The sequence below is a fragment of the Roseovarius sp. A46 genome, assembly GCF_004126395.1.
Classification (GTDB): Bacteria; Pseudomonadota; Alphaproteobacteria; order Rhodobacterales; family Rhodobacteraceae; genus Roseovarius; species Roseovarius nitratireducens.
In genome coordinates, this window is record NZ_PVWS01000010.1 from 1 (window position 1) to 24,634 (window position 24,634).

Genomic DNA, 24,634 nt, shown 5'->3' on the forward strand with positions numbered 1-24,634 from the left:
TGCGATCGAGGCATGAAGGGTCTCGCGCATGCTCCAGCCCATGACCTTGCGGGTGTGCATGTCGATCAGCGCCGCAAGAAAGAGCCAGCCTTCGCCGGTCCGGATGTAGGTCAGGTCCGCGAGCCATCTGGGGAACATCAGTTATGATGGGTGGAAACATCATTCTTGATATGTATACTGCGCAGTAAAAGAACAACGAACCCATCAACACAGGGAAGGGCTATCCATGAAACAACTCTCTGCCATCCTCCTGTCGGCCGCGTTCTCGACGGTCGTCGCGACGGGCGCCTTGGCGCAGGATCCGGTCAAGATCGGCATGATGCAGGGCTTCACCGGCCCGACAGAGTCACTCGTCAAACCGATGGCGCTGGGCGGCGAAATGGCGATCAAGGAAGTGTCGGACAGCGGCGTGTTCCTCGGCGGCCGCGAGGTCGTCTCGGTCCGCGGCGACAGCACCTGCATCGACGCCGGTGCCGCCACGGCCGCGGCCGAGCGCCTGGTGACGTCCGAGAACGTCCACGGCATCAACGGGGCGACCTGCTCCGGTGCCACCACGGCGGTGCTCAACAACGTCGTGCGCGCGAACGGCATCGTCATGATCTCACCGTCGGCGACTTCGCCGGCGCTGTCGACGATCGAAGACGGCGGCTATTTCTTCCGCACGGCCCCGTCAGACGCGCGTCAGGGCCAGATCATCGCCGACATACTGGAGCGTCGCGGAATCGGTTCCGCCGCGCTGACCTACACAAACAACGACTACGGCAAGGGTCTCGCCGATGCGATCCAGGCGGCCTATGAAGCCACGGGCGGTGAAATCACCGCCGTCGCGGCGCACGAGGACGGCAAGGCCGACTACTCGGCCGAGATCGGCACGCTGGCGTCAGCCGGCGGCGAAGTGCTGATCGTGGCCGGTTACCTCGACCAGGGCGGCAAGGGCATGATCCAGGCCGCCCTCGATACCGGCGCCTTCAGCAAGTTCGTGCTACCGGATGGCATGGTCGGCGAGGCGCTAACCAATCACTTCGGCGACGCGCTGGACGGTTCCATCGGCACCAATCCGGGCACCGACAGCCCGGGCGCCTCGATGTTGGCCGAACTGGCCGAGGGCAAGGACTTCAAGGGCGACGACCCATACGTGCCGGAGGCCTACGACGCCTCGGCGATTATGCTGCTCGCCATGCAGGCCGCCGATTCGACCGACAGCGCCGTCTACAAAGACAAGGTGTTCGACGTCGCCAACGCCCCGGGCGAGAAGATATTCCCGGGTGAGCTTGCCAAGGGCCTGAAGATTCTGGCCGAGGGCGGTGAGATCGACTATGTCGGCGGCACCGCGCTGGAGCTGATCGAGCCGGGCGAGTCCGCAGGCAGCTTCCGCGAGACGGAGGTCAAGGGCGGCAAGTTCGAAACGGTGATGTACCACTAAGGGCATCGCCGGGCGACGGCCTGCCTTCACAGGAACGGCTAGGGAGCTCGATCCCTCGCCGTTCCTTCTTTACCGGAAACCGGGATTGATTGAATGATAACGGTCGAAAGCGTCGCCAAGAATTTCGGCGGCATTCGCGCAGTCGACGGTGTCTCGCTGTCGATCGAGAAGGGCTCGATCACGGGACTGATCGGCCCCAACGGCGCCGGCAAGACGACGCTGTTCAACATCATCGCGGGCGCCTTCCCGCCGTCCTCCGGCGCTATCTATCTGGATGGCGAGGACGTGACCGGCCTGGAGCCGCACGAGCTTTTCCACAAGGGCCTTCTGCGCACTTTCCAGATCGCGCATGAGTTCTCGACGCTCACCGTGCTGGAAAACCTGATGGTCGTCCCCGGCGACCAGCCAGGCGAGCAACTGCGCCACAGCTGGTTCAATTTCGGTCGGGTCAAGGAGATCGAGGCGAAGAACCTCGAGCGGGCGCTGGAGGTGATGGAATTCCTGCAGATCGACCACCTGAAGGACGAACTCGCCGGCAATCTCTCGGGCGGCCAGAAGAAGCTGCTGGAGCTGGGCCGCACCATGATGGTGGACGCCAAGATCGTGTTCCTGGACGAGGTCGGCGCCGGCGTGAACCGCACCCTGCTGAACACCATCGCCACCTCGATCAAGCGCCTCAACGAGGAGCGCGACTACACATTCTGCCTGATCGAGCACGACATGGATTTCATCGCGCGCCTGTGCGACCCCGTCATCGTCATGGCCGAGGGCAAGCTCCTCACCCAGGGCACGATCGAGGAGGTCAAGAACAACGAAGAGGTCATCGAGGCCTATCTCGGCACGGGCCGCAAGCACGAGCGGAAGGCGCCGGCATGAGTTTCCTGAGCGCGACCGGCATGACCGGCGGATACGGCGGTGCCGACATTATCCACGACTGCACCATCACCGTGGAACAGGGCGAGATCGCCGTCGTCGTCGGCCCGAACGGTGCTGGCAAGTCGACGGCGATGAAGGCCGTCTTCGGCATGCTCGACCTTCGTGAGGGCACCGTCACGCTGGACGGCAAAGACATCACCAACATCGCCCCGCAGGACCGGGTCTCCGAGGGAATGGCCTTCGTGCCGCAGAACCGCAACGTCTTCGTCTCGCTGACCGTGGAGGAGAACCTCGAAATGGGCGCATTCATCCGCGAGGACGACGAGATCGAGGAGACGAAGGAGCAGGTCTTCAGCCTGTTCCCGATTCTGGCCGAGAAACGCAACCAGCCGGCAGGCGAACTCTCAGGCGGGCAGCGCCAGCAGGTGGCCGTCGGCCGCGCGCTGATGACGCGCCCGGATCTGTTGATGCTCGACGAACCGACAGCCGGCGTCTCGCCGATCGTGATGGATGAATTGTTCGACAAGATTCTGGAGATTGCCAAGACCGGCGTCGCCATCCTGATGGTCGAGCAAAACGCGCGCCAGGCACTGGAGATCGCCGACCACGGCTTCGTCCTGGTCCAGGGCCGCAACCGATTCACCGACACAGGCGAAGCGCTTCTTGCCAACGAAGAAGTGCGCCGGTCCTTTCTGGGGGGTTGAATGGAGGTCCTTAACGCACTCGCACTGTTCGCCAACTTCGTCGTCGTTCCGGCGACGGCCTATGGCGCACAGCTCGCCTTGGGGGCGCTCGGCGTTACCATCATCTTCGGAATCCTGAAGTTCGCCAACTTCTCGCACGGCGAACTGATGTCGTTCGGCACCATGATCACGATCCTGGTGACATGGTTCCTTCAGGATATGGGGATAGGCATCGCCCCCTTCCCGACCGCGCTCCTGGCTCTGCCGGTAGGCATATTGGCGGCGATCGGAGTCGCGCTGCTGACGGACCGCATGGTCTTCCGCTTCTATCGCCGGCAGCGCTCCAACCCGATCGTCTTCGCCATTGTCTCGGTCGGCGTGATGTTCGTGCTGGCCGGGCTGATCCGCATCATCATCGGGCCGGCCGACCAGAGTTTCGCCGACGGCCAGCGGTTCATCATCGGCGCTTTCGACTCGCGTGAACTGCTCGGCCTCGACGAGGGCATCGCCATCAAGCAGACGCAGGTGATCACCGTCGTCGTCGCCGCCGTCGTTGTCGCCTGGCTGTTCTGGTTCTTGCAGAAAACACGCTCCGGCAAGGCAATGCGCGCCTATTCGGACGACGAGGATCTGGCGTTGCTCTGCGGTATCAATCCGGATCGCGTGGTCATGATCGCCTGGGTTATCGCCGCCGCGCTCGCGGCCATTGCCGGTACGCTTTACGGCCTGGACAAGACCTACAAGCCGTTCATCTTCCTGCAAATCCTGCTACCGATCTTCGCCGCGACCATTCTCGGCGGTATCGGTCAGCCGGTCGGGGCGATCCTGGGCGCCTTCATCGTCGCCTTCTCCGAGGTGATGGTGACCTACGCCTTCAAGAAGTTCCTGGCCTATCTCGGTCCGGCGGGCTGGGCACCGGACGGCCTCGTCCAGCTGTTGTCGACGGACTACAAGTTCGCGGTCTCCTTCATCATCCTCGTCGCGGTCCTGTTGGTCCGACCGACGGGCATCATCCGCGGGAAAGTGATATGACTAAGAGGGTTGCGCTCCTGTACGGCCTCATGGTCCTGGTGCTGATCGCGATCGGCTTCTACCAGAGCTGGAACGTCGCCTTCGGCATCTTCAATCTGTGCGTCATCTCCGCGGTGATGGCACTGGGCGTCAACATGCAGTGGGGCTATGCGGGCCTCTTCAATGTCGGCGTCATGGGCTTCACGGCGCTGGGCGGGCTGACGGCGGTGCTGATCTCCATGCCGCCGGTCACCGAGGCGTGGGCCGTTGCCGGCGGCGACATCGCGCTGTCGGTTGTGAGCCTGATCGGCACGGTGGCTGCAATCATCCTCGCGCGGCGCACGGTACCGCCGGTGCTAAAGCTGCCGGTAACGCTGGTGCTACTCGTGGTCGGTTATTTCGTCATCGGGTATTTCTTCGATCCGGCGACCGACGCGATCGAGTCGATCGACCCCGCGCTGAGCGGGTATCTCGGCGGCGCCGGGCTGCCGGTGGTGCTGGCCTGGCCGATCGGCGGCCTGGTCGCGGCCGGTGCGGGCTGGTTCATCGGGCGCATTGCGCTGGGGCTACGCGCCGACTACCTGGCGATCGCCACGCTTGGTATCGCCGAGATCATCATCGCCATCATCAAGTACGAGGAGTGGCTGTCGCGCGGCGTGAAGAACGTCACCGGCATCCCGCGCCCCGTCCCCTACGAGGTCAATCTGATCGAGCAGGACTGGTTCATCGGGCTGACCAACTTCTTCGGCGCCGCGGATATCTCCGATGCCGCCAGCCTCTTTGTCAAGCTGTGCTACGCGGTGCTGTTCATCGCCGTGCTGGCGATCATCATGTGGTTCGCGGAACGCGCGCTACGCTCGCCCTGGGGGCGGATGATGCGCGCCATCCGCGACAACCGCGACGCTGCCGCCGCCATGGGCAAGAACGTCAAGGCGCGCCACCTGCAGACCTTCGTGCTCGGCTGCTTCACCTGCGGCGTTGCGGGTGCGATGCTGACAACGCTCGAGGGCCAGCTCACGCCGACCAGCTACATTCCGCTGCGGTTCACCTTCCTGATTTGGGTGATGGTGATTCTGGGCGGTTCCGGGAACAACTGGGGTGCCGTCCTGGGCGGTTTCATCATCTGGTTCCTGTGGGTCGAGGCAGAGCCATTCGGCAACTGGTTCATGGCGACGGTGACCACGCCGCTGGGCAAGGACTCGGGATTGGCGCAGCACATGATCGAGGGAGCGGCGTATATGCGTTATCTGATGATGGGCGCGATCCTGCTTGTCGTCATGAGGTTCGCACCGAAGGGCTTGATACCCGAACGGTAGCGCCGGATCGCCGGACGGGAGTCTGGCATGGCCGCCCGCCCTGCAATCTCGCCTCAAAGCCCGGTGTCAGGCAAGAACATCATCACCGATCGCGCCGCCAATGCCGAATTCCAGCGCCTCGCACACACGGAACGCCCGGGCCAGGTCGCGGGTGTAGTCATATGCGGCAAGGCCGAATGGGGTGCCGTTTGCGAGCCGCATCGCCCGGACCGACCGTTAGCGCATCCACTCGTCTGGATAGCGCGGCAACGAATTCATCATGGATGCCCCCACGGGCTCTTTCCACGCGAGGATCTTCTTGCCCGGTAGCGGCGATGGAATGATCGCACCGTCGATGCGCCGTGCCTCCTCGGCAAACCAGCGGATGAACGATGCGCCATAGGCCACCTCGCCACGCGCCTCGGCCAGAGGTTTGCCCTGTTCTGCTGTCAGAATGCGCGCCAGATCTTAGGTGTTGTCCTGCATGAGGTCATGCCAGCGCATTAGAATGTCGGCCCGCTCGGCAGGGGTCCGGGCACGCCATTCGACCATCGCCCTCTCGGCGGCAGAGATGGCGCGCGTTGTCTCTTCGGCGGTGATGTCAGGTATGCTTCCCCATCGCTGCACCGCTTGCGGGGTCGATCACCTGCATGTCGGGTCGCGCGATCCAGTTGCTGTCAATCAGGGCAGCCTCGCGAAACAGGTCGGGATCGGAGAGTTTCATCGGTCAACCTTTCACTGCGGATATCACCGCTCCGGTGATCTCGTCGGTACCGTGGCTACCGGGTCGCACGCCGATGCCCTGCCCGGTGGTCGCGGCGAGTGCCCTCTCCACCGTTTCCGCAGCTGTGGTCTCGCCCAGATGATGCAACATCATCGCACCCGACCAGATCGCCGCAATCGGATTGGCAATCCCCTGGCCCGCGATATCCGGGGCCGAGCCGTGGACCGGCTCGAACATCGACGGTGCGGAGCGGTCCGGGCAGATATTGGCCGAGGCGGCAAAGCCAAGCCCGCCCTGAATGGCCGCGCCAAGGTCAGTCAGGATGTCCCCGAACAGGTTCGAGGCCACGACCACATCGAGTGTATCGGGCAACATCACCATCCTGGCGGCCATGGCGTCGATATGCATATGGCTGACCGTAACATCGGGATATTCGGGGGCGAGGATGCGGGTCATTTCGTCCCAGAAGACCATGGAGTATTTCTGCGCGTTCGACTTGGTGACAGAGGTCAGATGCCCGCGTCTTGCGCGGGCCTGCTCGAACCCGAAGCGCAGGATGCGCTCCACACCCTTGCGGGTAAAGATCGAGGTTTCGACCGCCACCTCATTGTCACGCCCCTGATGTACGCGACCGCCCGCGCCAGCGTACTCGCCCTCGGTGTTCTCGCGGATGCACAGGATGTCAAACTCGCCGGATTTCAGCGGCCCCTCCACCCCCGGCAAAAGACGGTGCGGGCGGATATTGGCATACTGGTCGAACGCCTTGCGGATCGGCAGCAGCAGCCCGTGCAAGGACACGGCATCGGGCACCGTGTCCGGCCAGCCGACCGCGCCCAGATAAATCGCATCGAACGCGCGCAGCGTCTCGATGCCATCTTCGGGCATCATCGCGCCGGTCTCTTGATAGTGCGCGCAGGACCATGGAAAGGTCTCGGTTTCCAGCGTGAAGCCGGCGTTGGCGGCCACGGCGTGCAGCACCTTCATGGTTGCATCCGTCACATCTGTTCCGATCCCGTCACCCGGGATCAGGGCGATCTTGTGCTTGGTCATGTTCATTCCCTCAAGGCGGCCGTTCAAAGCGTTGCCAGCACGGATTTCGTGCGGCGATTGGCGGTATAGGCTTCGCGGCCCAGATCCTTGCCCAGCCCGCTGGCCTTCCAGCCGCCGGTTGGCAGGATGTGGTCACGAGAGCGACCGTAGCGATTGATCCACACGGTGCCGGCCTCGATCCTTCGCGACAGGCGAAGCGCGCGGGTGAGGTCGCCGGTGAACAGACCGGCACAGAGCCCGTAGCTCGGGTGCGCGGCCATCGCAATCGCCTCGTCCTCGCTCTCGAAGGTCTGAAAGGTGGCGACGGGGCCGAATATCTCGTCGGTAACAGCGGGGTTGTCCATGGCCGCCCCACCGAGGAGTGTCGGGCGGTAATAGCTGCCTTCGGTGTCAAAGCGCGTCCCGCCACAAAGGATATCGGCCCCGTGGTCGCGGGCGGCGTGCACGATGCCGTCGATCCGCGCGAGCTGCGTCTCCGAAATGATAGGGCAGAAGCCGGGATGCTCGGCCCATGTCGGCGCGGGAACATGCCGGTTGAACCGCTCGGTCAGGCGCTCTGCCAGATCGTCGGCAATTTCGCGGGCCACGATCATGCGCGATCCGGCAACGCAAAACTGCCCGGCATTCGGCAGGATGCCGCGTTCAAGACAGTTCGCCGCAATGTCGAGATCGGCATCGGCGAGAACAACCATCGGGCTCTTGCCACCAAGCTCCAGCGTCATCGGCTTGATCCCGCAGCGGGCGATATTCTCCATGATCGCGGCCCCGGCGCGGGTCGATCCAGTAAACGACACCTTGTCGATACCGGGATGGCCGGTGATCGCCGCCCCGGTTCCCGGACCGTCCCCCAGAACGACATTGATCAGCCCTGCAGGAAGGCCCGCACGCACCGAGAGTTCGGCCATGAAGAGCGCTGACCACGGTGTCATCTCCGACGGCTTCAGAACGACCGCGTTACCTGCGGCTAGAGCCGGGCCCAGCTTCCACCCGGCCATAGAAATAGGGAAGTTCCACGGCGTAATAGCCCCCACCACACCATGGGGCTCGGAGGTGATCATGCCCAGATGCCCCTCCGCCGTCGGCGCAAGCGTATCGCATTCCTTGTCCGCGAATTCCGCAAAGAACCGAATCTGTTCGGCGGTGACCGGGATATCTCCCGCCATCACCTCGGCGACCGGGCGCGAGGAACAGACAGCCTCCAGACGCGCCAGCGTCTCGGCCTCCTGCTCGATCAGATCGGCCCAGCGGTGCAGTGCGCGCAGCCTGTCTCGCGGGGCCGCGATTCCCCAGCCGGAGGCCCGCAAGGCGGTGCGAGCCGCCTCGACCGCGCGGTCAACCATCGCCGCATTGGCGCGCGGGATCGCCCCCAGTGATGCACCATTGGACGGGGCCGAGACCGCGATGTCCTCGGTCGCGGAAACATATTGACCGCCGATGTGATGACCAGGCGGCAGGGTCAACCCAAAAGGATCGAAGGCGAATGTCATGAGAACCTCGTGTCTGTCGCCTTCAACTTGGCGTGGTTGGACTGAAAGCATTTGCCGAAAGCTCCCGGTTGGCAGCATTTTTCGCCGCAAGTGCCAGGTCCGGGCGCAGAAGATGGTGCGACTCAGTCCTGGCTATCGCTGCGTGTCGCGAACGCGGCGAGTGGGGCCGGGCGTGCGGGCGACTGCACCCGCAGCCGGCCCATCTGTGCAGCGCGCACCCCCGTTGCCGCCGCCATCACCTCCGCCCCGGCAAGCTGGCAATAGCGCCCCTGGCAGCGCCCCATACCAACACGGCTGAGCGATTTGGCGCGGTTCGCCTCAGACCCGGAGAGAGGCAGGGTCGCGCGAAGTTCGCCGGCCGTGACGCCCTCACAGCGGCACAGGATTGCATCGTCCGGCAAGGCACGGACCATGTCCGCAGGCCATGGGAAGGCATCGGCGACACCTTTGGCAAAGCGGCTCAAGCGACGCGCGCCCCGCAAGTCGCGCGCGTAGGCGCCCATGTCCATCTGGTATCCCAGATCGGCAAGGCAGGCGCGCGCCGCGAGTCGCCCGCTGATTTCTGCGCCGTCGGCCCCGAGCAGGGACATCCCGTCACCCGCGAGATACAACCCGTCCGCGGCACGGCCCTCAGCGTCCGTTCGGGGAAGCCATTGTTCCCAGGTATCCGACCATTCGAACGAGGCCCCCGCGAGGTCGGCGAGGGCCGTCTCGGCCCGCAAGTGCCAACCGAGCGCCACCGTGTCGCAGGCCGTGCGCTGCATGCGACCGCGCGCATCGCGCCAGTTGATTGCTTGGGGGCCAGTCCCCTCACCCTCGATAGAGGCAAGCGTGACGCCAGCCTTGTAGAGGCGCCCCAAACGCGCGCGCATGCGCAGCCCGCGCAGCGTAAAAAAAGGACGAGCCAGCGCCATCCTCGCGCCACCCCTGACCTGCGCGCGCCACGGTGCGGTATCCAGAACCGCCGCCACCTCGGCCCCCGCGTCGATCAGTTGCGCGGCAACCAGCGTCAGCAGCGGGCCGGAGCCCGCCAGAACCATGCGTCGTCCGAGTGCCACCCCTTGCGCCTTGAGCGCGATCTGCGCGGCCCCCAAGCTGTAGACCCCCGCCATCTGCCACCCGGGTACGGGGGCGAGCCGGTCCGTTGCCCCGGTCGCAATGATCAATCTGTCATAAGGCAGCGATATCACACCGGTCGGTCCCAGCACCTGCGCGACCCCGTCATGCAGGCCCAGAACGCTGCATGCAGGGTGATACGCGATCTTCCGGTCCCGCACGAACCCGTCAAAGACGTCGTGCAATCGCCGGGCCTTGCCAGCCTCCGAACCATAGAGCGTGCTCGGCGGCCGGGTAAATCCCTCGGGCGGGCGCCGATAAATCTGCCCCCCCGCCCGCGATCCTTCGTCCACGACGGTCGGGCACAGTCCGGCAGCAACGAGCGTCTCAGTAGCGCGGATACCCGCAGGGCCCGCGCCCACGACTAGAATGCGGGTCATGGCAAGGTTCCGGGCCAGTCGTCCGATGGGGATGAACGCAGGCGCATCCCCGCGCGCAACGGGGTCGAACAAGCCCGCAGGCGCGGACCGTTCTCCTGCCACAGCCAGCAATCCTGGCACGCCCCCATCAGGCAGAATCCCGCCCGCCGCTCGGGTCCGAATTCCGCCGCGCGCAAATCAGGTAACGCAGCCAATACGGCGGTCAGCACCGTGTCGCCGTCCAGCCCTGAATATGCCACCCCATCAAAGCGGAAGACCAGCGCTGCGCGGTCCGTCTCGGCCAGCCGCCTTACACGGCCTGCACTTGGGACGCCGCCCCTCATTCCGCGGCCTCGGCATGGGCGCGAGGGTGTGGGATATCAGGAAACCGCTTGCGGGTTTCGGCGTAGGCGGCGTTCACCCCCTCTGCACCCTTGCGCGCCTCCATCCGGCGAAAGACCTCTGTCTTGACGAAAAACCGCCAATGCACAGGCAGGGCCATCAGGATATCGGTCAAACGGGCATAGGCCGCATCGGTCCATTGCGCCTCATAGGCGTCACGCTCCGGCCCGAAATGGAAATGCCCGTCATGCCCGTGCGCCTCGCCGCGCAACGCAGCAGTCGCGGTCTCGTCGACCTCGCCACCTTGCATGACAACGCCGTAGTCACGGCGCGCGGCCTCTTCCGAAACATGCCCGCGCGCCACGTCCTGCGCCACACGCCATGTCTCGCGGCTCATCGGGTCGCCGCGTCCGCCCCCACCTGCCGAACGGATGGAAAGCACGTCACCTGGCTGCAAAATAGCCGTGTCAGCACTGCCCATGCGTCGCGCATCCGGTGTGCCGGGATTGACCACCATTTCCGCCAGTCCAGCCGCGCGCCCCCCCAAGACACCCCAGGGGCGAAAGCGCGAGCGGTCGCGGTTACGGGCAGTGATGCGCGTGTCAGGGGCGAAAACGCGAAAGGCCATTTCCGTTGCCAACCCGCCGCGCCAGCGTCCTGCCCCACCTGTGTCGGGTGCGAGACCGTACTTGACGAACTCCACCGGCACCTCGGTTTCGGTAATCTCGATCGGCGTGTTCTTGAGATAGGCGGCATCCGCGCCCGAGCCGTTGGTGCCGTCGCGATGCGGCATCCCGCCACCGCCGCCGACCACCGGATTGACCGCCGCGATGACCTTTTGCCCGCTGCGCTCGTCATGGGTCATGACATTCACGATGCAGTTGTTTCCCGCGGGAGCAGCGGGCATCCGCTCGGGGATGGCCTGACTGAACGCACCAAAAATCACCGATCGCAGCCGCGCGCAGGTCAGCGACCGCATCCCCACGGCCGCCGGCGCAACCGGGTTGAGCACCGTGCCCTCGGGCGCGATACAGGTGAACGGCCGCGTCAGCCCGGTATTCAGCAAGAGCCGCGGATTGAGCGTGTAGAGTACATAGTAAACCCCGACCAACAGCATGGTATGGCGCGGATCCCCCCCCGAAGGTACGTTGAGAGATGAGCCAAGCTGCGGGTCGGACCCGGTAAAATCCAGCTCGGCGCTGTCGCCCCAAATGCGCAGGGTCAAGTGCAGCCGACAGGGATTTGCAAAGTCGCTGTCTTCGTCGGCGTAATCGGCAAACACATAGTCACCATCGGGAACGCCGCGCAGGATCTCGCGTGCCTGCGCCTCGGCCTGATCCTTGAGCGCGGCAACCCCGGAGAGGAAGCCGCGGCCGCCAAATCGTGCCAGCATCGCGTGGACCTTGCGTTCGCCGGTGTTCAGCGCGCCGACCAGCGCCTTGATGTCGCCGATGTTCAGGGCGGGCTTGCGGACATTGGTTTCCATGATACGCAGAATCTGCGCGTCAAAGACCCCCTCGTTGACCAGCTTCATAGGGGGAAACCGCACCCCTTCCTGATGAATTTCGGTCAGCGAGCGCGACAGGGACGCAGGCACCGCGCCGCCCATATCGGTATTGTGTATATGCCCGCCGGTCCATGCCACGATCTCACCTTCGTGAAAGACCGGTTTCCAGAGATGGGTATCCGGGGCATGCGTGGCGACATGGCCGGAATAGGGATCGTTGGTAAAAGCCACGTCGCCGGGGCTATAATCCTCGACCATGTCGATGGCCCGCCTGTAGCTCAGGCCCGGATACCATGTGGCCCCCAGATCCATCGGCACGGCAAAGGTGTCGCCGTGGCGATCCATCAGCATCACCGTGAAATCCTGTGTCTCCTTGACGAAGGCGGAATGCGCCGTGCGATGCAGCGTATGCGCCATGTTTTCCGCAGCGGCACGGGCATGGTTGGCCAGCACCTGAAGGGTCATCTTGTCAGACATGGGGCTCACTCCGCGAGTTCGAGGTGGATATTGAGATGCCTGTCAACGTGGGCGCGCGCGCCCTCCGGAATGGCAAGCGTGGTATCCTCCTGACAGACCACGGCGGGGCCGTCGAAGGTGGCGCCGGCCATGAGATCGGCACGCTCGAAGAGCGGGATATGGCGCGCACCGTTAAGATGCACCTGCACTTGCCGGGCGGGCATGGCGTGGGCGGTCGTCGTGATCGCCTCGGCAAAGTCCGGCTTGGGCGTGACGCCGATCGCCGAAAGCCGCAGGTTCACGATTTCGATTGCGCCCGCCGGGTCGTCGAAATCGTATATCCGGCGGTGCGTCTCGTGGAATGCCGTCGCCAGCCGGGCGAGATCCGAGAGCCAATCCGGCTCGAGCGCGGTCTCGATCTCATAGCTCTGACCGGCATAGCGCATGTCGGCCGAAAGCCGGACCTCTGCCGCGCCAACATGGCCTTGCGCCTTGAGCCACGCATCTCCCTCTTTCTGCAAATCCGCGAGCGCAGCACAAAGTTGGCGGGGGGCGGTGGCGTCGAGATCGGTGAAAACCGTTTGCAGGAAATCGCCCCGCATATCCGCGACCAACCCTCCGAGCGCCGAAACAACGCCAGGTCTGCGAGGGGCCAGAACGCGCGTCATGCCAAGCTCACGCGCGAGGAAGGCACCCAGCATGGGGCCACCGCCGCCAAACGGCATGAGCGCATAATCACGCAGGTCGACGCCCGCGCGAGACCCCAGTTTCTCCACCTCCACAAACAGTTCGGACACGGCGATGTCGAGAATGGCCTGCGCGGTTTCCTCCACGCTGCGGCCCATCGGCCCGGCAATCCGGGCCACCGCGTCGCGGGCGAGATCGCGGTCGATGCTGAGTTGACCATAGGCCATTTCAGCCTGTCCAAGCCAGCCGCAGACGGCCATCGCATCGGTCACCGTGGGGGCCGTGCCGCCGCGCCCATAGCAGGCCGGTCCGGGACTGGAGCCTGCCGAGTCTGGCCCCACGCGCAGCACGCCGTGGCTGTCGACGCTGGCGATCGAGCCGCCGCCGATGGCAATGGAACTGACCGAGACCGAGGGGATATGCAATGGAAAGTCGCCGATCCGCTCATCGGTCCCGAACTGCACCTCACCATCGACGATGAGTGCAAAATCGGCCGAGGTCCCGCCGATATCAAGGGTCAGAACATGCGACTCTCCGGCTTGTCGCGCCAGCCAGGCTGCCCCCATCACGCCCGACGCCGTGCCCGAAAGCAGCATCGACACACAGTCCCGGCGGCCTTGATGCGCGCTCATCAGTCCGCCATTCGATTTGGTCAGCAAGGCGCGCGCCGGCACACCCCGGCCGGCCAGACGATCCTCGAGCGCGGACAGGTAACCAGCCACGCGGGGGTGAACATAACCGTTGAGAATCGCGGTCGAACTGCGCTCGTATTCGCGGATCACCGGCCAAACCTCGGAGGACGTAAAGACGAACAGATCGGGCGCCTCGGCCTCGATCATCGCCTTTACCGTGGCCTCCTGCGCTCCGTTGCGCCAACTGTGCAGAAACGTGACGACAATGCCATCGGCGCCGGCCTCTTGGGCCTGTCTCACAGCGTCGCGGACGGCCTCAGATGTCGGGGCAACCGGCTCGCTGCCGTCCGCGCGCAGCCGCACCGGGATACCAAAGACCCGGTCACGCGGGATCAAGGGCTCTGCCCGGTGGCAGAACAGCGAATACATCTCAGGCATTCCCAGGCGCGCCAGCTCGATCACGTCCTCAAAGCCTTGATTGGTGATGAGCGCCAGCCGCGCGCCCTTGCGTTGCAGGATCGTGTTGATGCCCACCGTGGTGCCATGCACGAACCGGGTCACAGCGCCCGGATCGAGCCCTTCACGCTCTTCCAGCAGATCGAGCCCCGTCAGCAATTCGGCCCCTGGATCATCGGGGGTGGTCAGCACCTTGAGCGACGCGATGCGGCCACTACGGGTGTCCAATGCGCAGAAATCCATGAAGGTGCCGCCGATATCGACACCGATCTTCCAATCAGCAGGGGCGGTGTTGCCATCCATCTCTCTTCGATCCTTTCCGGTCCTTTGCCGGAACTCGACCAGATCGGGCGCGCGACGTCCAAGACGGATAGAACAGCGGTGTATAAGGTGGGCTTATGTCTCGACGAGCGGGGTCGCATGTAACAGTTTGCGCATGGCCTCTTCGGCGCGCGACAACGTCTTGTCACGTGCGGTCAGGAGAGACACCGGCAAGCCAGGCGCATCCCTCAGCGGAACCGCCACGATGCCGGGAAACTGCGCCCAGGGCAAAAGCGCATCGACCAAGGCGACGCCCAGCCCGGCGCGCACGAACCCGGCCGCCGATATCGAGCTGTCAATCTCGATCTGCGGCGCAAAAATACCGCCGCGTCGGCGCTGGGCCATGTCCAGTTCGTCATGCGGTCGGGTCTGGCTGCGATAGGATATGATCGTCTCGTCTTCCAGATCGGAGAACCCCACCTCTTGCGCGCCTGTCAGCCCGTGACCCTCCGGCAAAAGGCAGCAAAAGCTCGTAGTGCCGATATGTTCCACGGCTATATCGGGGGGCAGGTCGTCATCGAGCGCAAGGGCCATGGAAGCATCACCAGTGCGCAGAAGGTCCACCATCGCGGCAAGAGGGGCGACATGCGTGCGCAAAACGACATCCGGATGCTCGGTACGGAACGTCCTGAGCGCGCGGGGCAGCAGGGACATGCCAGGCGGTGGCGAGGCCGCGATCCGCACCAGCCCGGCTCGGCCAAGCCGCAGATCCGAAGTCTTGCGGCGTAGCCCTTCCAGACCGGCAAACAGGCGCTCAGCCTCTGGATAGAGCTCAAAAGCCTCGGGCGTGGGGCGCAACCTGCCCTTTTCGCGATCAAAGAGGGCAAAGCCAAGTTGCGCCTCCGTATGAATCAGAATCTGGCTGAGCGCGGGCTGCGATATGTTGAGAAGCCGTGCCGCCCCGGTCACGGTTCCGGCCCGCATGACAGCGGTAAAGACTTCCAGTTGGCGTGCGCGCATCCCGCTTCTCCCATAGGTCAGGCTTATATGGTGCCATGTTTCCCGACTTTGACACAACCGGGTTAGCAGGGTCTGATGGTTCAAATTCCTTTGTCAAAAGGGGCATGGCGGCATGGATGTGATCGTTCTGGGTGGCGGTCTGATGGGGACGGCCTCGGCCTTCTTCCTCGCACGCCGCGGCGTCCGGGTGACACTGATCGAGCGTCGCCGGATTGGCGCGGGAGCGACCGTGGCGTCCTTTGGCAACATCCGGCGCAGTGGGCGGCATTTGGCGCAATTGCCCCTGGCTGCCCGGTCTCTCGCGATCTGGAACGAGGCGCAGACGCTATTGGGGCGCGACGTGGAGTTTCGCGCGACCGGGCACCTGCGGCTGATTTTCGACGCGGACGGGTTGGACGACATGCGCGGCTATGCGCGCGCCGCACGGGCCAACAATCTCACGCTCGAAGAACTCGGGCCTGACGACCTCCGCCGCCGCTTTCCGGGGCTTGGCCCGGACGCCATTGCCGCGTCCTTCTCGCCAAGGGACGGATCGGCCAATCCGCGGTTGGTGGCCCCGGCCTTTGCCGACGCGGCGGCGCGCGCCGGGGCCTGCATCGTCGATGAGGCTCCGGTTCTGGACATGCGACAGAGTGAGACCGGCTTTGAGGTGAAAACGGCCAAGGGTCTTCACAAGGCAGCGGCGTTGCTCAATTGTGCGGGCGCCTGGGGTCGGGAGGTGGCAGCACGCTTCGGCGAAGAGGTACCGCTCGGCACATGGGGGCCGCAAATGGCCGTGACAGAACCGGTGCCCCATCGCATCGCACCTGTGGTCGGGGTGTGGAGCCGCGCGCATGGGGCCTATCTGCGGCAGGTCGAACGCGGCAACGTGGTGTTTGGCGGCGCTGTCCCGCGCGTTCCGGTGGCTCCTGATCCCGGTTTTGCCCATACCGATCCGTCCTCTCTGCCCACTCAGGTGGCCGCGGTGCTGAAGCTGGTTCCGGCACTGGGCGATGTCGCGGTGATCCGCCAGTGGTCAGGCTGCGAGGGCTACGTCGCCGACAACCTGCCGGTGATGGGGGCCTCTGGCACGACGCCGGGATTGTTTCACGCTTTCGGGTTCTGTGGGCACGGTTTCCAACTGGGCCCCGGTGTCGGCGACGCCATGGCCGAATTGATCGCCACGGATCGGTGTGCGACACCGTTGGCGGATTTTTCCATCACCCGTTTCGCGGCATGAGATCAGAACTCTGCCACCTTGCCCCACTGGCCCTTGCCAAACCGGCCGAGGCGGTACTGGGCGGTTTCGCAGATCGGGGCGCGTCCGAGGACCATGTCGGCCACCAGATGCCCAACACCTGGTCCGATGCCGAACCCATGCCCCGAGAGGCCCGCCGCCAACACGAGACCGGGCGTCCCGATATCGGCGTCGATCACCGGCACACCGTCCGGTGTGCTGTCGATATATCCCGCCCACTGCGCCTGGACCGGAATATTCCTGAGTGCGGGCAACAGGCTACGCGCACGCTTGAGCGTCAGGTCAATCAGCGCCTTGCTGGGGCGGGGATCGAGGATGCGGCTGCGCTCCATCGGTGTTTCGCGATCGAAAGCCCATATCTCGCGCGTTTCGAATCCTGCGCGCCAGGCCTGCGCCCCGCCGGGGCGCAGTGCGCGCCAACGCTTGGCGAACATCGGCAGGAAATGGCGTGCCCCGGCGAGCGCCCCCGGCGTGGGGTCGAGATTGGCCAGTCCCGATACCGCCAGCGTATGCGCGCCGTCGCCGCGGCGCGTGACCGACACGGCGGCGGTGTGCAATGCGCGGGGCAGCCCTTCGGCCCCCGGTGCCACGGACAATATCGAACTGCGCACCGCGGCCTGCGGAAACCCGATGCCGTGACGATGCAGAAAGCTGCTGGCCCAGGCACCTCCGGCCATGACCACCACGCGCGTCCGGATCGTGCCGCGCTCGGTAATGACGCCCGAAACGGCACCGACCTCGGTTTCCAGCCCGCGCGCCGCGCAACCCTGCATAACCGTCCCGCCATGCGCCATGATACCTCGCGCGATCAGCGGTGCCGCGCGCGATGGATCGGCGACGCCATCGCTTGGCGACCAGACACCACCCTGCCAACGCTGACCGGTGGCGGCACCGTGTTCGGTGGCCTCTTCAGGGGTCAGCATCCGGGTATCGACACCTTCACCGCGGGCAAATCGGCCCCATTTGGCCCAGCCTTCGATTTCGTCAGGATCGTTGGACAGGTAGAGCAACCCGCAGCGTCGAAACCCGAGATCAGCACCTATATCGGCGCTCATCTCCTCCCAGAGCGCGAGGCTACGGGTGGACAGCGGCAGTTCCCGGGCATCACGATTTTGCTGGCGGCACCAACCCCAGTTGCGGCTCGATTGTTCCGCACCTATACGGCCTTTCTCGAGCAGAACGACGTTCTGCCCCGCGCGGGCAAGCCAGTACGCGGCGCTGACGCCGACAATTCCGCCGCCGATGACCACGCAATCGGCCTGGTCGGGAAGCTCGGAGTGGGTTTCGATCTCAAGCAGTGGAGCAGGCATTATTTTCCCATGTGTTTTTCGAAGCCTAGCTGTAGGATTTCAGCTATTTGTGCCGCATCTGCAGCGGTGGTCGGCAGATCGTTTCGTATTTGTGATACCGGGTGTACCAATCGCCTCCGGCTTCGCTTGTCGCGCCGTTACATGCAAGGACAGGACCGATGAACAACCTGCAGAAGCTTGACCGAATCGACATCCGCATACTGGCCGAGTTGCAGCGCAACGGTCGCATCACCAATGTCGAATTGGCCGATCTCGTTCACCTGTCGCCCTCGCCTTGTCTGACCCGCGTAAAGAAATTGCAGAAATCCGGCTATATCACCGGATACTCGGCTCTGATCAACGTGGCCAAGCTGGGTGAAACGCTGACCGTGTTCACCGAATTCACGCTGAAGAACCATCGGCAGATAGATTTTGCCCGTTTTCAGGAATCGCTGGAAAAGATCGAGAATTGCGTAGAATGTCACCTGATTTCCGGCGGCTACGACTATCTGGCCAAGTTCGTCACCGCCGGGATCAGCGACTATCAGGAAATCATCGAAGAGCTGATTGACCGCAACTCGGGAATAGATCGTTATTTCAGCTTCGTGGTGATGAAGACCCCGTTCATCAAGCGGCAGCTGCCGTTGACCCGGCTCTTCACGGAGACCGAGTAACGACCAGCGGGCCGGCGCCTCAGCGGTCCGAAAACGCGGCCAGCAGCTCGGGATCCTGTTCCAGACCGGCGAGCCAGCCGGTATCGAGCTGCGGCACCGACGATATCAGCAGCCGGGAATAGGCGTGGGTCGCGTCCTGGGACATCCGTGCAGCCGGCAAGGCCTCGACCACCTCACCCTTGTACATGACGAGTACGTCGTCGCAGATCGCCTCGACGGTGGAAAGGTCATGGCTGATGAACATGTAGCTAAGTCCCAGTTCACCTTGCAGTTCCTTGAGCAATTCGAGAATCGCGGCCGCCACCACGGTATCCAAGGCCGAGGTGATCTCATCGCAGAGGATTAGTTCGGGCTCCGCAGCCAGGGCGCGGGCAAGGTTCACGCGTTGCTTCTGTCCGCCCGACAGCTCGGACGGGAGCCGGTGGCGCAAGGCCGGCGGCAGGTGGACCATATCCAGCAACTCGATCACCCGCTTGTCAGCGGCGTCGCCGCGCAGACCCTTGTAGAACCGCAGCGGGCGCGCAATTATGCTGCCCACGGAATGCGCCGGGTTCAGTGCCGTGTCCGCCAACTGAAAGACGATCTGCGCGCGGCGCAGTTCCTGCTTGCTGCGTTGACCCAGGGATGGCGCGAGCGTGTGCCCATCCAGCAGCACTTCGCCCCGATAGGCCGGCAAGATGCCGGCAATGGCCCGCGCCAGCGTCGACTTGCCGGACCCCGACTCGCCGATCACACCCAGGTTGCGCCCGCGATAAAGCTTGAAATTCACGTCGCTCATCACCTTGGCCAGCGGTTCGCCATCCTTGATGGGACCGTATCCGGCATAAAGGCCCCGAACTTCGAGTATCGGCGTCTCTGCTTCCGCTTCGACATCCTTCACGGCGACATGCGGCACGGGATCGAAAGCGGCCAGAAGCTCCTTGGTATAGGGATGTTTTGGCGCGCTCAGAATCTGCTCGGTCGTGCCTTGTTCCTGGATCTCACCATTCTTGAGCACCACGATGCGATCCGCGATCTGGGCGACAACGGCTAGGTCATGGCTGACATAGACGCCGGCCATGCCGCCTTCCTCCATCACGCGGCGAAAGGCGCGCAGCACCTCGATCTGTGTCGTCACATCCAGCGCGGTGGTCGGTTCATCGAAGATCACCAGTTCCGGATCGCCGATCAGGGCCATCGCCGCCGACAGCCGCTGAAGCTGCCCTCCCGATACCTGGTGCGGGTAGCGTTCGCCGATGGTGTCGGGATCGGGCAGCGCAAGCGCGCGAAAGAGACCGCGGGCGCGTTCCTCGGCCTTGGCGCGCGGCATCAGGTCATGGATGCGGGTTGTCTCCACCACCTGGTCCATGATCCGTTTGCTCGGATTGAACGCGGCCGCCGCCGATTGCGGGACATAGGAAATCTCGGTGCCGCGCAGCTTGGCGCGCTGGCTTTCGGTCATTCCCGTGACATCGTGCTCCCCGACGCGGATCGTACCGCCTTCGATGGAACAGCCACGGCGGGTGTGACCCATGAGCGAGAGCGCGATCGTCGTCTTGCCCGACCCGGATTCACCAATCAGGGCCAGGATTTCTCCGGGCGCGATGTCAAAGTCCACGCCACGAATGATCTCGACGTTGCGGCCCGAGTCGGTGACGGCACCGATCTGCAGGTCGCGGACGGAAACGAGAGGTGTGTCTGTCATCATTCGGCCCTGTCTCTGATCTTGGTGGGTAGGTTGTCGATGAACATGTTGACCGAGATGGTCAGTGACGCGATGGCGATGCACGGAAAGATCACCGCCGGAGCACCGAGGCTAAGCCCCTCGATGTTCTCGCGCACCAGGGCGCCCCAATCGGCGTGAGGAGGCTGAACGCCCAGACCAAGAAACGACAGGCCCGACAACACCAGAACAATAAAGACGAACCGCAACCCGAAATCGGCAAGCACCGGGCCGAGGATGTTGGGAAATATCTCGAACATGATCATGTAAGGCGTGCCCTCGCCACGGGCACGGGCAACGGTCACGAAATCCATCGTGTTGATGTTCACCGCCAATGCCCGGGCAAACCGGTAGGCCCCCGGCATGTAGATTGCCGCTAGCGTCAACACCAGAACCGGAATGGATGACCCAACGGCGGCCACCACCACGAGACCGAAGAGCAACGAGGGGATACCGTTGAACGCATCCAGAAGCCGCGACAGCAGCGTGTCGAACCAGCCGCCGATCACCGCCGCGATCATCCCGAGGATGACACCCAGGGTGCAGGCTAGCGTCACCGCCGCCAGTGCGATTCCCACCGTATAGCGTGCGCCCATCAAAACCCGCGAAAAGATGTCCCGGCCCAGGTAATCGGTACCCATCCAGTGTTTGGCACTTACACCGCTGAAATAGTCCCAGTCGACGATCTTGCCCACCGGGTAGGGCGTGAGCCAGTTTCCGACCAGCGCGACGATGGCCCAGAAAATGATGATCGCGATGCCGATTCGCCCCGTCCAACCAAAGGAATATCCCAGATTGCGCGGCGTCGGCAGACGGAGTTTGCGGGGTGTGATCGTGGGAATCGTCATCACTGGCGCAGCCTTGGGTTCGAGAGGATTGCGATCATGTCCGCCAGTGTGATCAGCGTCAGGTAGCTGACGCAAAAGACCATCGCGCAGGACTGGATCAGCGGCAGGTCGCGGGTGGCGACGGCGTCCACCATAAGCTTGGCAACGCCTGGATAGTTGAACACCGTCTCGACGATGATCACCCCGCCGACGAGATAGGAAAGCGACAACGCCACCGCGTTGGCAATGGGACCAAGCGCGTTGGGAAGCGCGTGAACCAGGACCATACGCGGCCTCGAGGCCCCTTTGAGCAAGGCCATCTCAACATAGGGGGTTTCGATCGTTTCGATCACGGCTGCTCGGGTCATGCGGATCATCTGGGCCGAGACGACAAAACTCAGCGTGATGACAGGCATGGCATAGGCTCGCAGCATCGCGCCGATGCTGTCGACATTGACACCGTAGCTGAGTGCCGGCAGCCAGCCCAGCCAAACGGCAAAGACCAGAACGGACAGGGTGGCCACCATGAATTCCGGCACCGAGATCACCGAAATCGTGGCCACCGACACCGCCCGGTCCAGCCAAGAGCCGCGAAACATCGCCGCGATGATGCCAAGGGTGAGTGCCACCGGCACGCAGATGACGGTCACGATCCCTGCAAGGCGCAGCGAGTTCTGCAATCGCCCCCCCAAGAGATCGACCACTTCGATGTCGTTGACATAAGAGCGCCCCATATCGCCCGTGGCGAGCCCCACCAGCCAACCAAGAAAGCGCTGAAATGCCGGCTCGTTCAGCCCCATCGCCTCGCGTAGCCCGGCAACGGCTTCGGGTGTCGCTGCCTGTCCAAGCAGGATCTGGGCGACATCGCCGGGCAGCATTTCCGTCGCGAAGAACACCGCGAAGGAAACGATTATGAGCGTTATGAATGCGATCCCGAGACGCTGCCCGACGAGACGCCATGTCGTGGTTGACCAGAGCATGGGGCACCCCCTTTTCAGGAATGGAAATGGCCCGCGCATGTTGCCATGCGCGGGCGCCCGTTGGCAGTGGAATTATTCGTCCAGCCAGACGTATTCCGCGAAGGCATAGCCCATCAGGTTGCCCAGAGGATTGGGACGTAGCCCTTTAAGCTCGCTGGCGATCCCATCGATGTTTGAGATATAGGCAGGGATGATCGTGCCCGCCTCATTGGCGACCATCTCCTGCATCTCCCAGTACATGTCGGTCCGCTTGGTCTCATCCAGCAATCCGCGTGCCTCGATCAGCATGTTGTCGAACTTCTCGGATTTGTACTGGCTTTCGTTCCAGGGCGCCTCGGAATGATAAAGCAGCGAGAACAGGATGTCCGGCGTTGGGCGCGGGTTGATGTTGCCGAAATGGACCGGCGCTTTCAGCCAGTAATTCGACCAGTACCCGTCAGAGGGCACGCGCTGAACATCGAATGTCATGCCGATTTCAGATCCTGCCTGCTGCACCACTGTCGCCATGTCGATCGAGGCGTTGGCGGCATCGGATGCGACAATCGGGATTGTCTGTCCCAGAACGCCTGCCTTCTCAAACAGCGCGCGTGCGCGTTCTGGATCATACTCACGGGGCTGCAACTCGGTGTTGTGATAGCGGTTGGCGGGAGAGACCGGCTGGTCGTTGCCGATCTCGGCCAATCCACGCAAGATCGATTTCTGGATCAGTTCGCGATTGACCAAGTGTTTCATGCCCTCGATGAACCCGGCCTTCGCTCCGGGGTCGATGTCCAGACGAATATTGAGATTTGTATAGTTGCCGGTCGTGGTTATTGAGGTGTCCACACCCTGCTGACCTTCCATCATCCGCAAAGAACGTGCATTGATCGCACCCGCGAGGTGGATGTCGTCAGACAAAAGTGCATTGACCCGGGCATTGTTGTCGGAGATCGCAAAGAACTCGAAACTGTCGAGATAGGGACCCGTTGTCTTGAAATAATTGGGATTTCGGGCCGCGATAGAGCGAACGCCCGGCTCGAACTCTTCGAGCACGAATGCGCCGGTGCCGTTGCCCTTGGAGAAATCCGTGGTGCCGTCGGCAACAATCATGAAGTGGTGCAGCGACAGGATGGTCGGCAGGTCGGCATTGGGTTCGGTCAGGACGATCCGGACGTTCAGATCATCGACCGCGGTGATTTCGGCCATCTGCTTGGCGATGGAGTTCACCTTGGAACCGACTTCCGGGTCGAGATGACGCTTGAGCGAGAACACCACATCGGCCGAGCTCAGCGTCTTGCCGTCATGGAAGGTGACACCGGATCTCAGCTTGACGTTCCAGGTCTTGGCATCGCTCGATTCGATCGACTCGGCCAGTTCCATCTCGACTTCGCCGGCCTCATTCAGAAAGGTCAGCCGGTTATAGAGCGCGCAGCAGCGCGTATAGTCGGTCGACAGCGACGCCTTGGCCGGATCCAGCGTGTCGGCGGTAGATGCCGACCAGCCCGCGGCCTTCAGGTGCCCGCCGCGCTTCGGCGTGGCTGCGACCGCCTGAGTGGCCCGCATCAAGAGACCGCCGCCTGCGCCAAGGGCCACGCCCGAGCCCATGAGCATTTTCAGAAGATCACGGCGCGACGCACCGCGGCGGATCGCCTCTTCGACCATCGCGTCATCGCGCGCGGTCCAGTTGTTCGGAGTATCGTTGGTCATGTCTGTGTTCCCTGTGTTTGTTGAGGTTGGTGGTTCAGTCGAGACCCCATCCGGTTCTTTGTGCCGGGTTCGGCCGGGGTTGCGGGCTCAGGTCACGGCCGCACGTTCTGTTGCGTCGGCCAACTCCATGAGCGATCGGAAATGGTAGTCGGGTTCGGTGAATGCCTCGGGCTCTATCGTGGCGCCATAGCCCGCTTGTCCGTGGCGGCGTTCGATCCAGACATTCGTCATGCCCAGCCGTCGCGAGATACCGATATCGTGGTGCTGACTTTGCGCCGTGTGCAGGATGTTGCCAGCCGTGCCGCCGGTCGCTTCCACGTGGGCAAACACCTTGTGGAAAAAGGCCGGGTCCGGCTTTTCGGTGCCGGTATCGTCCACGGTGAACCCCGCCCAGAACGGAAAACCCAGCTTTGCCTCGTATTTCTCAAAGGCCCAGCGACGGGCATTGGTCATGGCGATCAGCCTGTAGTGCTTGCCAAGCCGGGCCAGTGCCTCTGCACTGTCGGGAAATGGGGACGCTTCTCCCACCGCGTCCACCACCCGGCCACGCAACTCGGCCGTATCGGGTAGGCCAAACCGCGCGGCGATCCGGCTGTAGCAACGACCCAGATCATCCGGGAACAGGCCGGCATCAGGCTCATAGCGTGCCGCACGATAAACCGACAATGCCTCTTCGCCATCGAGATCGACACCAGCCTCCCGGGCGATGGCCGCCATCGCGCCGGTGATCGCAGCTTCGAAATCTATCAGCGTACCCACCACGTCAAAGCTCATGAAGGCGAACGCGGTCAAAGGTTTTGTCATCGTTGCTGTTGTCATCCGACGCTACCTTTTCTTCTCATGTCCCCTTCGGG

Annotated in this window: 22 protein-coding genes and 2 pseudogenes; 7 read left to right on the forward strand and 17 right to left on the reverse strand. The window is 63.6% G+C overall.

Annotated elements, in window-relative coordinates:
- A pseudogene (locus tag C6W92_RS07110) lies at positions 1 to 126 on the reverse strand (IS3 family transposase); the annotation flags it as partial.
- A 100-nt stretch (positions 127 to 226) separates the two neighbouring features.
- On the opposite strand from C6W92_RS07110, the gene C6W92_RS07115 reads away from it, so the two are divergent.
- From C6W92_RS07115 to C6W92_RS07135, 5 genes are all read left to right on the forward strand, one after another.
- On the forward strand, positions 227 to 1,423 hold the full coding sequence (locus tag C6W92_RS07115) for an ABC transporter substrate-binding protein (protein WP_129432314.1): 1,197 nt from the start codon (positions 227 to 229) through the stop codon (positions 1,421 to 1,423).
- Positions 1,424 to 1,516: 93 nt separating this feature from the next.
- Positions 1,517 to 2,299 (forward strand): ABC transporter ATP-binding protein, encoded by a 783-nt coding sequence (locus tag C6W92_RS07120; protein WP_104017843.1) that lies wholly within the window; start codon positions 1,517 to 1,519, stop codon positions 2,297 to 2,299.
- Positions 2,296 to 3,003, forward strand: a complete 708-nt coding sequence (locus C6W92_RS07125; protein WP_129432315.1) for an ABC transporter ATP-binding protein — start codon at positions 2,296 to 2,298, stop codon at positions 3,001 to 3,003. The genes C6W92_RS07120 and C6W92_RS07125 overlap by 4 nt, the downstream gene beginning before the upstream one ends.
- Positions 3,004 to 4,014 (forward strand): branched-chain amino acid ABC transporter permease, encoded by a 1,011-nt coding sequence (locus C6W92_RS07130; RefSeq protein WP_129432316.1) that lies wholly within the window; start codon positions 3,004 to 3,006, stop codon positions 4,012 to 4,014.
- Positions 4,011 to 5,309 carry a branched-chain amino acid ABC transporter permease gene (locus C6W92_RS07135; RefSeq protein WP_164989187.1) on the forward strand — a complete coding sequence of 433 codons (1,299 nt, stop codon included), beginning with the start codon at positions 4,011 to 4,013 and terminating at the stop codon, positions 5,307 to 5,309. Before C6W92_RS07130 ends, C6W92_RS07135 begins: the two co-directional genes overlap by 4 nt.
- 66 nt (positions 5,310 to 5,375) lie before the next feature.
- On the opposite strand, the gene C6W92_RS18140 is transcribed toward C6W92_RS07135, so the two are convergent.
- The 10 genes and pseudogenes from C6W92_RS18140 to C6W92_RS07185 all read right to left on the reverse strand — a co-directional run bounded on the left by C6W92_RS18140 (position 5,376) and on the right by C6W92_RS07185 (position 15,385).
- Positions 5,376 to 5,510, reverse strand: coding sequence for a hypothetical protein (locus tag C6W92_RS18140; protein ID WP_129432317.1), 135 nt, complete (start codon positions 5,508 to 5,510; stop codon positions 5,376 to 5,378).
- 15 nt (positions 5,511 to 5,525) lie between these two features.
- Positions 5,526 to 5,915, reverse strand: a pseudogene (locus C6W92_RS17955) (aldehyde dehydrogenase family protein).
- Positions 5,890 to 6,012: a hypothetical protein gene (locus C6W92_RS18145; protein WP_277815890.1), complete on the reverse strand. Its 123-nt coding sequence runs from the start codon at positions 6,010 to 6,012 to the stop codon at positions 5,890 to 5,892. The pseudogene C6W92_RS17955 and the gene C6W92_RS18145 overlap by 26 nt, the downstream one beginning before the upstream one ends.
- A 3-nt stretch (positions 6,013 to 6,015) precedes the next feature.
- Positions 6,016 to 7,062: a tartrate dehydrogenase gene (locus C6W92_RS07155; RefSeq protein ID WP_129432320.1), complete on the reverse strand. Its 1,047-nt coding sequence runs from the start codon at positions 7,060 to 7,062 to the stop codon at positions 6,016 to 6,018.
- 23 nt (positions 7,063 to 7,085) lie between these two features.
- Positions 7,086 to 8,549 (reverse strand): aldehyde dehydrogenase family protein, encoded by a 1,464-nt coding sequence (locus tag C6W92_RS07160; protein WP_129432321.1) that lies wholly within the window; start codon positions 8,547 to 8,549, stop codon positions 7,086 to 7,088.
- A 122-nt stretch (positions 8,550 to 8,671) separates the two neighbouring features.
- Positions 8,672 to 10,045: an FAD/NAD(P)-binding oxidoreductase gene (locus C6W92_RS07165; protein ID WP_129432322.1), complete on the reverse strand. Its 1,374-nt coding sequence runs from the start codon at positions 10,043 to 10,045 to the stop codon at positions 8,672 to 8,674.
- Entirely contained in the window at positions 10,042 to 10,368 is a 327-nt protein-coding gene (locus C6W92_RS07170) for a (2Fe-2S)-binding protein (protein ID WP_129432323.1), read from the reverse strand. Before C6W92_RS07170 ends, C6W92_RS07165 begins: the two co-directional genes overlap by 4 nt.
- Complete coding sequence (locus C6W92_RS07175) at positions 10,365 to 12,350, reverse strand: hydantoinase B/oxoprolinase family protein (protein WP_129432324.1); 1,986 nt, start codon at positions 12,348 to 12,350, stop codon at positions 10,365 to 10,367. Before C6W92_RS07175 ends, C6W92_RS07170 begins: the two co-directional genes overlap by 4 nt.
- A gap of 5 nt (positions 12,351 to 12,355) precedes the next feature.
- The gene (locus C6W92_RS07180; RefSeq protein WP_129432325.1) at positions 12,356 to 14,407 is read right to left on the reverse strand and encodes a hydantoinase/oxoprolinase family protein; all 2,052 of its coding nucleotides are present in this window, start codon (positions 14,405 to 14,407) and stop codon (positions 12,356 to 12,358) included.
- 93 nt (positions 14,408 to 14,500) lie between these two features.
- Entirely contained in the window at positions 14,501 to 15,385 is an 885-nt protein-coding gene (locus C6W92_RS07185; RefSeq protein WP_129432326.1) for a LysR substrate-binding domain-containing protein, read from the reverse strand.
- A 112-nt stretch (positions 15,386 to 15,497) separates the two neighbouring features.
- Here C6W92_RS07185 and C6W92_RS07190 point away from each other — a divergent pair, with 112 nt between their 5' ends.
- Positions 15,498 to 16,604 (forward strand): FAD-binding oxidoreductase, encoded by a 1,107-nt coding sequence (locus C6W92_RS07190; RefSeq protein ID WP_129432327.1) that lies wholly within the window; start codon positions 15,498 to 15,500, stop codon positions 16,602 to 16,604.
- A 2-nt stretch (positions 16,605 to 16,606) separates the two neighbouring features.
- Here C6W92_RS07190 and C6W92_RS07195 read toward each other — a convergent pair whose 3' ends face one another.
- A complete protein-coding gene (locus C6W92_RS07195; RefSeq protein ID WP_129432328.1) occupies positions 16,607 to 17,932 on the reverse strand; it encodes an FAD-binding oxidoreductase in 1,326 nt (441 codons plus the stop codon).
- Positions 17,933 to 18,090: 158 nt separating this feature from the next.
- Between C6W92_RS07195 and C6W92_RS07200 the strand changes: the two genes are divergently transcribed.
- On the forward strand, positions 18,091 to 18,585 hold the full coding sequence (locus tag C6W92_RS07200; protein ID WP_129432329.1) for an Lrp/AsnC family transcriptional regulator: 495 nt from the start codon (positions 18,091 to 18,093) through the stop codon (positions 18,583 to 18,585).
- Positions 18,586 to 18,604: 19 nt separating this feature from the next.
- Here the strand turns inward: C6W92_RS07200 and C6W92_RS07205 are convergent, their stop codons facing one another.
- From C6W92_RS07205 to C6W92_RS07225, 5 genes are all read right to left on the reverse strand, one after another.
- A complete protein-coding gene (locus C6W92_RS07205; protein ID WP_129432399.1) occupies positions 18,605 to 20,269 on the reverse strand; it encodes an ABC transporter ATP-binding protein in 1,665 nt (554 codons plus the stop codon).
- Positions 20,269 to 21,135 carry an ABC transporter permease gene (locus tag C6W92_RS07210; RefSeq protein ID WP_129432330.1) on the reverse strand — a complete coding sequence of 289 codons (867 nt, stop codon included), beginning with the start codon at positions 21,133 to 21,135 and terminating at the stop codon, positions 20,269 to 20,271. Before C6W92_RS07210 ends, C6W92_RS07205 begins: the two co-directional genes overlap by 1 nt.
- Positions 21,135 to 22,094 carry an ABC transporter permease gene (locus C6W92_RS07215; protein ID WP_129432331.1) on the reverse strand — a complete coding sequence of 320 codons (960 nt, stop codon included), beginning with the start codon at positions 22,092 to 22,094 and terminating at the stop codon, positions 21,135 to 21,137. Before C6W92_RS07215 ends, C6W92_RS07210 begins: the two co-directional genes overlap by 1 nt.
- Positions 22,095 to 22,166: 72 nt before the next feature.
- Complete coding sequence (locus C6W92_RS07220) at positions 22,167 to 23,780, reverse strand: ABC transporter substrate-binding protein (RefSeq protein WP_129432332.1); 1,614 nt, start codon at positions 23,778 to 23,780, stop codon at positions 22,167 to 22,169.
- 87 nt (positions 23,781 to 23,867) lie between these two features.
- Entirely contained in the window at positions 23,868 to 24,584 is a 717-nt protein-coding gene (locus tag C6W92_RS07225; protein WP_129432333.1) for an HAD-IA family hydrolase, read from the reverse strand.
- Positions 24,585 to 24,634: the final 50 nt, after the last annotated feature.

Excerpts from the sequence above, each read along its gene's own strand:
- C6W92_RS07165 (WP_129432322.1), bottom strand. The coding sequence starts at position 10,045 with ATGACCCGCATTCTAGTCGTGGGCGCGGGCCCTGCGGGTATCCGCGCT.
- C6W92_RS07125 (WP_129432315.1), top strand. The coding sequence starts at position 2,296 with ATGAGTTTCCTGAGCGCGACCGGCATGACCGGCGGATACGGCGGTGCC.
- C6W92_RS07115 (WP_129432314.1), top strand. The coding sequence starts at position 227 with ATGAAACAACTCTCTGCCATCCTCCTGTCGGCCGCGTTCTCGACGGTC.
- C6W92_RS07205 (WP_129432399.1), bottom strand. The coding sequence starts at position 20,269 with ATGACAGACACACCTCTCGTTTCCGTCCGCGACCTGCAGATCGGTGCC.
- C6W92_RS07190 (WP_129432327.1), top strand. The coding sequence starts at position 15,498 with ATGGATGTGATCGTTCTGGGTGGCGGTCTGATGGGGACGGCCTCGGCC.
- C6W92_RS07120 (WP_104017843.1), top strand. The coding sequence starts at position 1,517 with ATGATAACGGTCGAAAGCGTCGCCAAGAATTTCGGCGGCATTCGCGCA.
- C6W92_RS07185 (WP_129432326.1), bottom strand. The coding sequence starts at position 15,385 with ATGCGCGCACGCCAACTGGAAGTCTTTACCGCTGTCATGCGGGCCGGA.
- C6W92_RS07220 (WP_129432332.1), bottom strand. The coding sequence starts at position 23,780 with ATGACCAACGATACTCCGAACAACTGGACCGCGCGCGATGACGCGATG.
- C6W92_RS07195 (WP_129432328.1), bottom strand. The coding sequence starts at position 17,932 with ATGCCTGCTCCACTGCTTGAGATCGAAACCCACTCCGAGCTTCCCGAC.
- C6W92_RS07215 (WP_129432331.1), bottom strand. The coding sequence starts at position 22,094 with ATGCTCTGGTCAACCACGACATGGCGTCTCGTCGGGCAGCGTCTCGGG.
- C6W92_RS07135 (WP_164989187.1), top strand. The coding sequence starts at position 4,011 with ATGACTAAGAGGGTTGCGCTCCTGTACGGCCTCATGGTCCTGGTGCTG.
- C6W92_RS18140 (WP_129432317.1), bottom strand. The coding sequence starts at position 5,510 with ATGCGGCTCGCAAACGGCACCCCATTCGGCCTTGCCGCATATGACTAC.
- C6W92_RS07130 (WP_129432316.1), top strand. The coding sequence starts at position 3,004 with ATGGAGGTCCTTAACGCACTCGCACTGTTCGCCAACTTCGTCGTCGTT.
- C6W92_RS07160 (WP_129432321.1), bottom strand. The coding sequence starts at position 8,549 with ATGACATTCGCCTTCGATCCTTTTGGGTTGACCCTGCCGCCTGGTCAT.
- C6W92_RS07180 (WP_129432325.1), bottom strand. The coding sequence starts at position 14,407 with ATGGATGGCAACACCGCCCCTGCTGATTGGAAGATCGGTGTCGATATC.
- C6W92_RS07225 (WP_129432333.1), bottom strand. The coding sequence starts at position 24,584 with ATGACAAAACCTTTGACCGCGTTCGCCTTCATGAGCTTTGACGTGGTG.
- C6W92_RS18145 (WP_277815890.1), bottom strand. The coding sequence starts at position 6,012 with ATGAAACTCTCCGATCCCGACCTGTTTCGCGAGGCTGCCCTGATTGAC.
- C6W92_RS07155 (WP_129432320.1), bottom strand. The coding sequence starts at position 7,062 with ATGACCAAGCACAAGATCGCCCTGATCCCGGGTGACGGGATCGGAACA.
- C6W92_RS07170 (WP_129432323.1), bottom strand. The coding sequence starts at position 10,368 with ATGAGGGGCGGCGTCCCAAGTGCAGGCCGTGTAAGGCGGCTGGCCGAG.
- C6W92_RS07200 (WP_129432329.1), top strand. The coding sequence starts at position 18,091 with ATGAACAACCTGCAGAAGCTTGACCGAATCGACATCCGCATACTGGCC.
- C6W92_RS07175 (WP_129432324.1), bottom strand. The coding sequence starts at position 12,350 with ATGTCTGACAAGATGACCCTTCAGGTGCTGGCCAACCATGCCCGTGCC.
- C6W92_RS07210 (WP_129432330.1), bottom strand. The coding sequence starts at position 21,135 with ATGACGATTCCCACGATCACACCCCGCAAACTCCGTCTGCCGACGCCG.